This window comes from Bradyrhizobium sp. 23 (assembly GCF_023073295.1).
GTDB classification, from domain to species: Bacteria; Pseudomonadota; Alphaproteobacteria; order Rhizobiales; family Xanthobacteraceae; genus Bradyrhizobium; species Bradyrhizobium canariense_D.
Map to the genome: position 1 here is coordinate 192,930 of NZ_JADPJF010000124.1, position 11,065 is coordinate 203,994.

The window sequence follows — 11,065 nt, forward strand, 5'->3', positions numbered from 1 at the left end:
CCGCGCGCTTCTGCTCGGCCTCGGCACGCGGCTGCAGTTCATGTTTTTGTCTGTTGCCGTGCCCGTATTCGTCGCCGAGATCCTGAAATATCTTATCGGTCGAGGACGTCCGTTCGTCGGCGGCAAAGCCAATCCGTTCAACTTCGTGCCGTTCGAGGGGACCGGGGCCTATGCCAGCCTGCCGTCGGGTCATGCGGTGACGGCGTTCGCGCTGGCGTTCGCGGTCTCGGCGCTGTGGCCGCGCCTGCGCGTGTTCATGTTCACTTACGCTATCGTGATCCTGCTAACGCGACTGGTGCTGCTTGCGCACCACCCGAGTGACGTGGTGGCCGGCGCCCTGGTCGGCTTGGTCGGCGCCTTGGCGGTGCGCTACTGGTTCGCGGCCCGCAGGCTCGGCTTTGCCATCCGTGCCGACGGCACCATTGTGCCTCTTGCAGGGGCGGTCTCGGGCCGCCTCAAAAGGGTTGCCCACGGGGCATCCGCCCCATAAAAGCGGCTGCCTGCCGGGACCGCCGGTTCCCGAGCCAAGCCAATTCCAACCACGAGCTTCGATTTGTCGTCCCAGCCTTCGGTTTTCCAGCCCTCGGTTTCCATCGTCGTTCCCGTGCGCAACGAAGCCGACAACATCGTGCCGCTGATCGAGGAGATCGGCGCGGCGCTCGACGGCCGCTGGGCCTATGAGATCATCTACGTCAATGACGGTTCGACGGACGCGACCGGCGAACGGCTTGGCGCGGTCATGAAGCAGCGGGACAATCTGCGCCAGCTGCGCCATGCCAGATCAGGCGGCCAATCCGCGGCCGTGCGCAGCGGGGTGCGTGCGGCACGCGGCGCGATCGTGGCGACGCTCGACGGCGACGGCCAGAACAATCCGGCCTTCCTGCCGGACTTGATTTCGGCTGTCGAGAACGGAAGCAAGGTCGGACTTGCCGCCGGACAACGCGTCGGCCGCAAGGATACCGGCTTCAAGAAGTTCCAGTCGCGCGTCGCCAACGGCGTCCGCAACGCTATCCTGAAGGACGGTACGCGCGACACCGGCTGCGGCCTGAAGGCGTTCCGGCGCGAGGTGTTCCTGATGATGCCCTATTTCGACGGGCTGCATCGCTTCCTGCCGGCGCTGGTGCGCCGCGAGGGCTACGAGATCGCCTATGTCGACGTGATCGACCGTCCGCGCCGCTCCGGCGTGTCAAACTACGGGTTCTTCGACCGGCTGTGGATCGGCATCATGGATCTCGTGGGCGTGTGGTGGCTGATCCGCCGCAAGAAGCCGACGCCAGATGTGACTGAGGTGACGGCATGATCATCCAATACGGTCAGGCGCTGAGCAATTATTTCTACGACGTCTTCGTCGCCAAGTTCGACTTCTGGCTCGCGTTCGGCCTCGTCGCGCAGTTGTTCTTCACGGCGCGTTTCCTGGTGCAGTGGATCGCGAGCGAGCGCGCCGGCAACAGCGTAGTGCCGATGGCGTTCTGGTTCTGCTCCATGGGCGGCGGGCTGATGACGCTGGTCTATGGCGTCGTCAAGCGCGAGCCTGTCATCATCCTCGGCCAGGCGCTCGCGACCATCATCTATATCCGCAACATCATGCTGATCATCAAGAACCGCGGCCGCGGCTCGAAGACGCTGGAGCGCTGATCCGAGGCGACTAGCGCGGCAGCGCCGAGGCTGCTCCCGACGCGGGGAGGGCGGCGGTCTCCGTCTCGGTCCTGCGATGGGGCTCGCCAGCCGCGTCGAGCACGGGGTAGGCGACCGAGCAGATATGCGAGTGGATGCGGCGCAGGTCCCGCAGCACGTCGAGATGCAGCGACGTGGTTTCGATGGTCTCGGGACGGCCCTCGCGGAGGCGATCGAGGTGGCGCTCGACGGCGGCAAGCTCGGTGTTGCGCAGCGCCGTCTTCTCCACCAGCAGCTTGCGTGCCTCGTTGGCGTCGCCCGACATGAAGACGCCAAAGGCGATGCGCAGCGAATCCATCGTGCGCTTGTGGAAGGCGGCGAGCTCCTCGGCGCCCTCGGGCGAGAACTGAAAGCGGCGCTTGATCTTCTTGGTCGCGAGCTCGCTCAGGCTCTTGTCGATGATGTCGCCGATATGTTCCAGATTGATGGCGAAGGAAATGATCTCCATGGCGCGCCGGCCCTCGCTCTCGTCGAGGCTGCCGCGCATGAGTTTGGTCACGTAGAGCTTGATGGCTTCGTCGAGGCCGTCGACGATATTGTCCATCTTCGAGACCTGGTCGACCAGCGCGCGGTCGCCGCTCATCATCGCCGCCATCACCTTGCGCAGCATGATCTCGACGAGATCGCCCATGCGCAGGGTTTCGCGGCCCGCATCGGCCAGCGCCAGCGACGGCGATTCCAGCGCGGTCTCGTCGAGATAGCGCGGCCGGGCCGGATCGGCCTCCTGAACACGATCGGGCAGGAGCCGGGTCAACAAGCGCGACATGGTATCGAGCAGCCCGATGAAGATGACGGCCGTGCCGACGTTGAAGGCGATATGAAACGCCGCCGTCATCCTGGCCAGATCAGGCTGCCAGGCGTGCATGTGCTCGGCGATCGGGCCCAGGAAGGGCAGGACCAGGGCGATGCCGATCACGCGATTGACGAGATTGCCCACCGGCAAGCGATAGCTGGCGGGATCGTCACGCTTGGCGCCTTCGAATACGGGATTGATGGCGCTGCCGAGATTGGCGCCAAGCACCAGTGCGAGCGCCGCGTAAGGCGAGACGAACTGCGAATAGGCGAGTGACATGATCAGCAGCACGCTGGCGACGCTCGAATGCACCGCCCAGGTGACGAGCGCCGCGATCACGATGCACAGAACGGGATCCCCCGTGATGGAGGACATCACGACGCGGACGCCCGGTGCGTTCTCGGCTGGCGCCAGCGTGTCGAGCAGGATGTGCAGCGACAGCAGCATCAGTCCGAGACCGATCAAGACACGGCCGACATCCTTGATCCGCGAGCGCGGACCCACGCGGAAGGCGACCAGTCCGAGCACGAACAGGACCGGCGCGACGGCGGCGATGTTGAACGACAGCACCTGCACGATCAACGTCGTGCCGACATTGGCGCCGAGCATGATCGCCAGTGCGGTGACCAGGCTGAGCAGGCCCTCGGCTGCGAACGAGCTCGTGAGCAGCGCGGTCGCGGTGCTGCTCTGGAGCAGCGCTGTCAGCCCGAGACCGGCGGCAAACGCGTTGAAGCGATTTCCAAGCGCCTTGCCGAGCAGCCGTCGCAGGTCGGGGCCAAAGGCGCGCAGAATCCCGCTGTGGACCATGTGCAGGCCCCACAGCAACAGCGCCACGCCGCCCATCAGATCGAGCAGTACCAACGTTCCCATGCTCCGTGTCCGGATTGGAGTCGATTGGTGAGGCTAGCGCCAAATGCTTGAGGTTCAAACCATTTGTTGGCGCGTCGGCGTTAACGTTTGCGGCTTATGCACGTCCCCCGGTGCGCGTTGGCGCGTCCCGCGGCGCGATGCCTTGTGAGCAGCCTCACATTGCTGCCTTGAGGGCAGCGAAGCCGCGATCGAGGTCGGCCTTGAGGTCGTCGACGCTTTCGAGCCCGATATGCAGACGCAGGGTGGGGCCGCCCGGCGCCCACTTGGTCGCGGTGCGATAGGCGTCGCAATCGAAGGGAATCACCAGGCTCTCGAAGCCGCCCCAGGAGAAGCCCATGCCGAACAGTTTGAGCGTATCGAGCATGATGTCGACCGCCTTCTGTGGCGCCGGCTTCAGGACGATGCTGAACAGGCCCGACGCGCCCGTGAAGTCGCGCTTCCAGATCGCATGGCCGGGATCAGTCTCGAGCGCCGGATGCAGCACGCGCGCGACCTCGGGACGGCTCGCAAGCCAGCGCGCCATGTCGAGCCCGGAGCGATGATGCTGCGCCAGCCGCACCGACAGCGTACGCAGGCCGCGCAGTGCCAGGAAGACGTCATCGGGACCGGCGCAAACGCCGAGCAGGCGGATGCCTTCGGCGATCTGCGGCCAGGCCTTGGCATTGGCCGAGATGGTGCCGAACATGATGTCGGAATGGCCGCCGATATATTTGGTGGCGGCCTGCATGCTGATGTCGACGCCCTGTTCGAGCGAGCGGTGATAGAGCGGCGTCGCCCAGGTGTTGTCGTCGATGACGAGCGCGCCGCGCCCATGCGCGACCTCGGCGATGGCGCGGATGTCTGGCATCTCGAACGACTGCGAGCCGGGCGCCTCGACCAGAACGGCACTTGTGTTGGGCCTGAACAGCTTGTCGATGCCGGCGCCGATCATCGGATCGAAGTAGGTGGTCTCGACGCCGTAGCGGGTGAGCATGCCGTTGCAGAAATTGCGCGAGGGCCGATAGACGTTGTCGCAGACCAGGATGTGGTCGCCGGCCTTCAGCACCGAGAGCAGGGTGGTCGAGATCGCCGACAGCCCAGACGGCACGATGCCGACGCCGGCGCATTGCGGCCCCTCCAGCGCCGTCAGGGTCTCCTGGAACGCGCGGGTCGTCGGCGTGCCGTGCCGGCCGTACTGGAACTCGCCGCGATGGGCGTGCAGGTCCTCGGCGGTCGGATAGAGCACGGTCGAGCCGTGGAAGACGGGCGGGTTGATGAACCCCTTCTGCGCCTTGGTGTCGCGGCCGGAGGTGACCAATCGGGTCTCGGCATGCTGCTCGGAGGGGTGTGAGGAATCCATGCGTCTGCTTTCAAAAGCGCGTTTCCACGAGGCGCGCTGCGCCGGCGGGCTGGCCGAAAGGCCGCTGTCGTTAATAACAGAACACAGAAGAGTCCCGTCAACCCCTTGACCCGGCACGCCAGTCGTTCTGTTATCGCAGGTGCTATTCAGTCGCCGCATGTTGAGGGGCCTGCCGCGACCATCGATCCATCGCCTGACCGGACCTAGCGCCACAGCCGTAACGGCGGGCGCCTGTCGGCGGGGATTAAGGCAGGGCCTCCCGGGATCGGCGGGTGATCGGCAAGGATTTCCAGCATGACTCTTGCAGGGCTGATCTTGAGACGGCTAGCCCTGGCAGAGGCGATCGCAAAGACAACGTTCCTGACCTTGAGACGACTTTGAAAGGCCCAAAGCCCATGAAACGCGTAACCCTGGCTCTCTCTCTCGCTCTCGCCGCCGGCCTGACTGCCCAAGCCGCCGATGCGCAAACGCTCAAGACCGTCAAGGACCGCGGCATGCTGTCCTGCGGTGTCAGCCAGGGCCTGCCCGGCTTCTCCTCGCCGGACGACAAGGGCAACTGGACCGGGCTTGATGTCGACGTCTGCCGCGCGATCGCCGGGGCGATCTTCAACGATCCGACCAGGGTCAAATACGTGCCGCTCTCCGCCAAGGACCGTTTCACGGCGCTGCAATCCGGCGAAGTCGACGTGCTGTCGCGCAACACCACCTGGACCATCTCGCGCGACACCTCGCTCGGCGCCAACTTCACCGGCGTGACCTATTATGACGGGCAGGGCTTCATGGTGAAGAAGTCGCTCAAGGTGAACTCGGCGCTCGAGCTCAACAGCGCGTCGGTCTGCGTCCAGACCGGCACCACGACCGAGCAGAATCTCGCCGACTACTTCAAGGCCAACAACATGAAGTACGAGGTGATCGCGTTCGGCACCAACGACGAAACGGTCAAGGCCTACGAGGCCGGGCGCTGCGACGTCTTCACCACCGACCAGTCGGGCCTGTACGCCAACCGCCTGAAGCTTGCCAATCCCGGCGATCACATGGTGCTCCCGGAAATCATCTCGAAGGAGCCGCTCGGTCCGATGGTGCGCCACGGCGACGACCAATGGTTCGACATCGTGAAATGGACGCTGTTTGCCATGATCACCGCCGAAGAGCTCGGCGTGACCGCGAAAAACGTCGACGAAAAGGCGAAAGGGGAAAATCCTGAACTGAAGCGCGTTCTGGGTACCGATGGCAATTTCGGTGAACAGCTCGGCATAAGCAAGGATTGGGTGGTGCGCATCGTGAAGGCCGTCGGCAATTACGGCGAAGTGTTCGACCGCAATGTCGGCGCAGGCTCGCCGCTCGGTATCAATCGGGGTCTCAACAATCTCTGGAACAAGGGCGGTCTCCAATACGCCCCGCCGATCCGCTGATCCGGCCTGACCCGCGCTCGCGGCGATGAGCATCGAGGCTCGCAAACCCCCGCCCCAGATCGCGCTGAAGATCAGGCGGGTGCTGGGGGGCAAGACAGGCTGGAACGGCATCGCCGTCCAGTTTGCCTTCGCTGCGATCCTGGGCTGGATTGCCTATGAAATCGTCTCCAACGCCCGCGCCAACCTCGAGAACCAGCATATTGCCGCCGGCTTCGGCTTCCTCGCGAACAACGCCGGTTTCGACGTCAATCAGACGCTGATCTCGTATACCGGCTCGGACACGTTCCTGCGCGTATTCCTGGTCGGGCTCCTCAACACGCTCGTGGTCTCGGTGGTGGGCATTGTGTTCGCCACCTTGATCGGCTTCATCGTCGCGCTGTGCCGGCTGTCGCCCAACTGGCTGCTCGCGCGCATTGGCGAAATTTATGTCGAGATCATCCGCAACTTGCCGCTGCTATTCCAGATCCTGTTCTGGTACCTGGCGGTGCTCGCGGCCTTGCCCAATCCACGACAGAGCATTTCGCTGCTCGGCATAGCTTTCGTCAGCAATCGCGGTCTCGTCATTCCCCGCCCGATCGGCGAGAGCGGCTTCGAGGCGTTTCTGGCGGTGCTGGCCCTCGGCATTGTGGCTTCGGTGGCGTTGCGCATCCATGCGCGCCGGGCGCTGTTCGAGCGGGGTCAGGTGATCCGGATCTGGCCCTATATGCTGGGCCTGCTGTTCGGACTGCCGCTCGTCACCATGCTGGTAGCGGGTCTGCCCTTCAGCTTCGAGCTGCCGCAGCTCAAGGGTTTCAATTTCGCCGGTGGCTCGCGGATCATCCCGGAGTTCGTGGCGCTCACGTTGGCCTTGTCGACCTATACGGCCGCCTTCATTGCCGAGATCGTGCGCGCGGGCATCCTCTCCGTCCACAGCGGACAGATGGAGGCGGGATCGTCGCTGGGCCTGAGCCGCGGCACCACGCTGCGCTTGGTCGTCGTGCCGCAGGCGATGCGCGTCATCGTTCCGCCGCTGACCAACCAGTACCTCAATCTCACCAAGAATTCGTCGCTGGCCGTCGCGATCGGCTATCCCGACCTCGTCTCCGTGTTCGCCGGCACGTCGCTGAGCCAGACCGGGCAGGCCATCGAGATCATCGCCATGACGATGGGCGTGTATCTCCTGATCTCGCTGATCACCAGCGCCGTCATGAGCGTCTACGGTTGGCGCGTCAGCCGGAGTCTCGGCGCATGAGCGATATCACCTCGTCCAGTTTCGTTCGCCGGGATCTTCTGGATGAGCGTCCCGCGCCGGTGAAGACCACGGGCTTCGTCGGCCTGGTGCGGACGCGCCTGTTCAACTCGCCGACCAACATCCTGCTCACGATCGTCGGCGCCTTGCTGCTCTGGTTCACCATCATTCCTTCCGTCAAATTCCTGATGGTCGATGCAGTCTGGACCGGCAAGGATCGCACGGCCTGCCTCGCCGAGAACGCCGGCTTTACGGTCGGCGCCTGCTGGCCCTACATCCAGGCCAAGCTGCCGCAACTGATCTACGGCTTCTACCCCGAAGCCGAACGCTGGCGGGTCAACCTCACGCTCGTGTTGTCAGTAGTCCTGTTGGTGCCGTTGCTCATTCCGCGACTGCCGTCGAAAGGATTGAACGCTGGCCTGTTCTTCCTTGCGTTTCCGGTGGTCGCATTCTTTCTGCTGCATGGCGGCGGCATCAAGGGATTTGGCCTGAGCTGGACCGCTGACCTGCTGCAATTGTTCGACGACAGCATCATCGGCGCTGGGCAGGCTCTGCTCGGTCTCGGCAAGACCTCCTCTGCCGCACCGCTGTTGTGGGTCGTCGGCAATGTCATCGTGCTCGTGGGTACCGCGATCTACTGGCTGATCTTTCCGCTGACCTGGCTGCGTGACCAGTTGCAGGGGACAGGCCAGTCGGTCTGGGCCGATTTCGCCATCACTGCCGCGATCGTCTCACTGATCGCCTTCGTTCTCGGCGGCGGCCTCCGCACCGGGGGGCGGGCCCTCACATCCAGCATCGTCACCTTCGCCGCCATCGCAATCGTGATCAAGCTGATGGGGCTCGATCACGGCGGACTGCCGATCGTGCAGACGAACCTGTGGGGCGGACTTCTGGTGACGCTGGTGGTCTCCGTCACCGGCATCGTCACCTCGCTGCCGATCGGCATTGCGCTGGCGCTTGGCCGCCGCTCGACCATTCCGTTGATCCGGATCTTCTCGATCGCCTTCATCGAGTTCTGGCGCGGCGTGCCGCTGATCACCGTGCTGTTCTTTGCCACCTACATGCTGCCGCTGTTTCTGCCGGGCAATTTCACGGTCGATGGTCTCGTGCGTGCGCTGATTGGAATCTCTCTGTTCACGGGCGCCTATCAGGCCGAGAACGTCCGCGGCGGGCTGGCTGCTATCCCGCGCGGGCAGGGCGAGGCGGCCGCGGCATTGGGGCTGTCCTGGTGGAAGACGACCTCGCTGATCGTGCTGCCGCAGGCGCTACGCCACGTCATTCCGAACCTCGTCAACAGCTTCATCTCGCTGTTCAAGGACACTTCGCTGGTCTCGATCGTGGCGCTGTTCGATCTCCTCGGCTCGCTGCGGGCGTCGTTCTCGGATCCGAAATGGTCGTCGCCATCGACCGCTTTCACAGGGTTCGCCTTCGCCGGGATCATCTACTTCATCTTCTGCTTTGGAATGTCACGCTACTCGCTCTTCGTTGAGCACCGCCTCAACGCTCACCGCCGCAACTGATCGAGGTCACCATGTCCGACCCCATCGTCAAGATTTCCGGCCTGAACAAATGGTACGGCGAGTTTCACGTGCTGCGCGACATCGACCTTACGGTCGAGAAGGGCGAGCGCATCGTGATCTGCGGCCCCTCCGGCTCGGGCAAGTCGACGCTGATCCGCTGTATCAACGCGCTCGAGGAGTTTCAGGAAGGCGAGATCGTCGTTGACGGCATCGAGCTCGGGCCGAACCTCAAGCACGTCGATGCGGTGCGGCGCGAAGTCGGCATGGTGTTCCAGAGCTTCAACCTGTTTCCGCACCTGTCCGTGCTGGACAATTGCACGCTGGCGCCGATCTGGGTGCGCAACATCCCCAAGAAGGACGCCGAGGCTGCGGCGATGAAGTTTCTGGAGCGGGTCAAGATCCCGCACCAGGCCAACAAGTTTCCGGGACAGATGTCCGGCGGTCAGCAGCAGCGCGTCGCGATCGCCCGCGCGCTGACGATGAACCCGAAGGTGATGCTGTTCGACGAGCCGACCTCGGCGCTCGACCCCGAAATGGTCAAGGAGGTGCTGGACACCATGGTCGACCTTGCCGAGGAGGGCATGACCATGCTGGTGGTCACCCACGAGATGGGCTTTGCCCGCGAGGTCGCCAACCGCGTGGTGTTCATGGACGCGGGCCAGATCATCGAAGCCAACACGCCCAACGAGTTCTTCGCGGCCCCACAGCACGCCCGAACAAAACTGTTCCTGAGCCAGATCCTGCGCTGAGCACCTGCAATCCGGTGGCGTCGCGGGTCTAACCGGCCCGCCAGCTTGGCACCATGCGAATCGGCCAAGCTCTTTTCGGGCCCGGAGAGAGACTTTGCAGAGCAGCGCCGGCGCGCGCGCATTCCAGAACGCGCGATTGCAAAAGAAATTGAAGAAGCAGGCGGACGCACTCATGTCCGCCGCGGTTCAGGCACTCGGCCAGGGCAGATACGCGGAGGTCGAGACACTCTGCCGCCGGATTTTGACGGAGGTTCCGGATCATTTCGACGCCGCGCACTTGCTCGGTCTGCGCGCGTATGATGGCGGGCGGCTCGATGAGGCGCAACAACTGCTCGAGCGCGCGACCGTGCTCGATCCGCGTTCGCCCGATGCCCATGGTAATCTCGGGGCGGTGTATTTCACCCTCCAGAAGTTTCAGGAGGCTCGCGCATGCCAGGAGAAGGCCGTTGCGCTGAAGCCGAATTCTCCGATCGCCTTGACCAATCTCGGCAATACGCTGCTGCACATGGGCCTCGCCGAGCAGGCTATCGAGCTGCACGATCGCGCTATCAGGCTGAAGCCGGACTATGCCGATGCATTTTGCAATCGGGGCATGGCGGAGCTGATCGAAGGCCAGTCCCAGCGCGCCAAGGAGAGTTTCGATCGCGCCCTCGCGTTTCAACCGCGTCACGCGGAAGCGATCGCAGGCAGGGGCATGGTATGCATCGAGCTCCGGCACTACGAAGAGGCGGCCGCGGCGATCGCGGCAGGGCTCGCGATCAAGCCGGATTCGCCGAAGATTCTGGCGCAGCGCGGACGGCTCAATCTCGATCTGTTGCGGCTGGAGCAGGCGCTCGCGGACTTTGATGCGGCGCTGGCGCTTTCGCCGAGGCTCGAAGTGGCCTTGCAGGGAAAGGCGCAAGTCAACCTTGTCAAGGGCAACACGGCCGAGGCGATTGCGGCCGTCGAGACCTTGCTGGAGGAAAATCCGCGGTCCGACATCGGAATTGCGCTCCTTGCTTCCTGCTATGCGAGCCAGAGAGACATCGCGACGGCGCTCGAACATCTCGACGCCGGGCTGGCAATGGCGCCTGATTATGCGGACTTGATCGGGCGCAAGATATTCTTCCTGGACTATCTCCCGGAGGCCGATTTTTCGGTTCAGCAGGCTGCGCGAAAACAATGGTGGGACGCGATCGGCGCCAAATTGGCGCAAAGGGCGTTGGCGCCCCGCACGCTTGATCCGGACAAGCGGATTTTGATCGGATATGTCGCTTCCGAATTGAGGAACCACTCGGCAGCGTTCGCTCTGTTGCCGGTGCTGCGCCATCATGATCATGCCAGGTTCGAGATCGTCTGCTATTCGTGCTCGCCGGTAAGAGATGAGATGACCGCCGCATTCAGGTCCTCGGCGGACGTCTGGGTCGACGCCTGGCAGATGTCGGACGACGAACTGGCCGATCGCATTCAGGCCGACAAGGTCGATATCCTGATCGACGTA

10 protein-coding genes are annotated in these 11,065 nt (G+C 63.8%); 8 read left to right on the top strand and 2 right to left on the bottom strand.

Annotation, left to right across the window (positions count from 1 at the left end; translation table 11 throughout):
* From IVB32_RS30175 to IVB32_RS30185, 3 genes are all read left to right on the top strand, one after another.
* A partial coding sequence (locus IVB32_RS30175) for a phosphatase PAP2 family protein (protein ID WP_247412280.1) occupies positions 1–490 on the top strand: 490 nt, incomplete at its 5' end.
* 63 nt (positions 491–553) lie between these two features.
* Entirely contained in the window at positions 554–1,300 is a 747-nt protein-coding gene (locus IVB32_RS30180) for a glycosyltransferase family 2 protein (protein WP_018457785.1), read from the top strand.
* Entirely contained in the window at positions 1,297–1,635 is a 339-nt protein-coding gene (locus IVB32_RS30185; protein WP_247296796.1) for a lipid-A-disaccharide synthase N-terminal domain-containing protein, read from the top strand. Before IVB32_RS30180 ends, IVB32_RS30185 begins: the two co-directional genes overlap by 4 nt.
* Before the next feature lie 10 nt (positions 1,636–1,645).
* Here IVB32_RS30185 and IVB32_RS30190 read toward each other — a convergent pair whose 3' ends face one another.
* Together IVB32_RS30190 and metC are read right to left on the bottom strand one after the other, a co-directional pair.
* A complete protein-coding gene (locus IVB32_RS30190) occupies positions 1,646–3,337 on the bottom strand; it encodes a Na/Pi cotransporter family protein (RefSeq protein ID WP_247296794.1) in 1,692 nt (563 codons plus the stop codon).
* Between the two features lie 154 nt (positions 3,338–3,491).
* Positions 3,492–4,676, bottom strand: a complete 1,185-nt coding sequence (metC, locus tag IVB32_RS30195) for a cystathionine beta-lyase (RefSeq protein WP_247296791.1) — start codon at positions 4,674–4,676, stop codon at positions 3,492–3,494.
* A gap of 395 nt (positions 4,677–5,071) precedes the next feature.
* Here metC and IVB32_RS30200 point away from each other — a divergent pair, with 395 nt between their 5' ends.
* From IVB32_RS30200 to IVB32_RS30220, 5 genes are all read left to right on the top strand, one after another.
* A complete protein-coding gene (locus tag IVB32_RS30200; protein ID WP_247296790.1) occupies positions 5,072–6,088 on the top strand; it encodes an amino acid ABC transporter substrate-binding protein in 1,017 nt (338 codons plus the stop codon).
* 25 nt (positions 6,089–6,113) lie between these two features.
* Positions 6,114–7,319: an ABC transporter permease subunit gene (locus IVB32_RS30205; RefSeq protein WP_085394800.1), complete on the top strand. Its 1,206-nt coding sequence runs from the start codon at positions 6,114–6,116 to the stop codon at positions 7,317–7,319.
* On the top strand, positions 7,316–8,836 hold the full coding sequence (locus IVB32_RS30210) for an amino acid ABC transporter permease (protein WP_018457790.1): 1,521 nt from the start codon (positions 7,316–7,318) through the stop codon (positions 8,834–8,836). Before IVB32_RS30205 ends, IVB32_RS30210 begins: the two co-directional genes overlap by 4 nt.
* Before the next feature lie 11 nt (positions 8,837–8,847).
* A complete protein-coding gene (locus tag IVB32_RS30215; RefSeq protein WP_018457791.1) occupies positions 8,848–9,585 on the top strand; it encodes an amino acid ABC transporter ATP-binding protein in 738 nt (245 codons plus the stop codon).
* 94 nt (positions 9,586–9,679) lie between these two features.
* Positions 9,680–11,065 (top strand): tetratricopeptide repeat protein (locus tag IVB32_RS30220; protein WP_247412282.1); only part of this gene is annotated, 1,386 nt, incomplete at its 3' end.

Coding starts and splice junctions, on each gene's coding strand:
- IVB32_RS30185 (WP_247296796.1), top strand. CDS start 1,297: ATGATCATCCAATACGGTCAGGCGCTGAGCAATTATTTCTACGACGTC.
- IVB32_RS30190 (WP_247296794.1), bottom strand. CDS start 3,337: ATGGGAACGTTGGTACTGCTCGATCTGATGGGCGGCGTGGCGCTGTTG.
- metC (WP_247296791.1), bottom strand. CDS start 4,676: ATGGATTCCTCACACCCCTCCGAGCAGCATGCCGAGACCCGATTGGTC.
- IVB32_RS30200 (WP_247296790.1), top strand. CDS start 5,072: ATGAAACGCGTAACCCTGGCTCTCTCTCTCGCTCTCGCCGCCGGCCTG.
- IVB32_RS30205 (WP_085394800.1), top strand. CDS start 6,114: ATGAGCATCGAGGCTCGCAAACCCCCGCCCCAGATCGCGCTGAAGATC.
- IVB32_RS30210 (WP_018457790.1), top strand. CDS start 7,316: ATGAGCGATATCACCTCGTCCAGTTTCGTTCGCCGGGATCTTCTGGAT.
- IVB32_RS30215 (WP_018457791.1), top strand. CDS start 8,848: ATGTCCGACCCCATCGTCAAGATTTCCGGCCTGAACAAATGGTACGGC.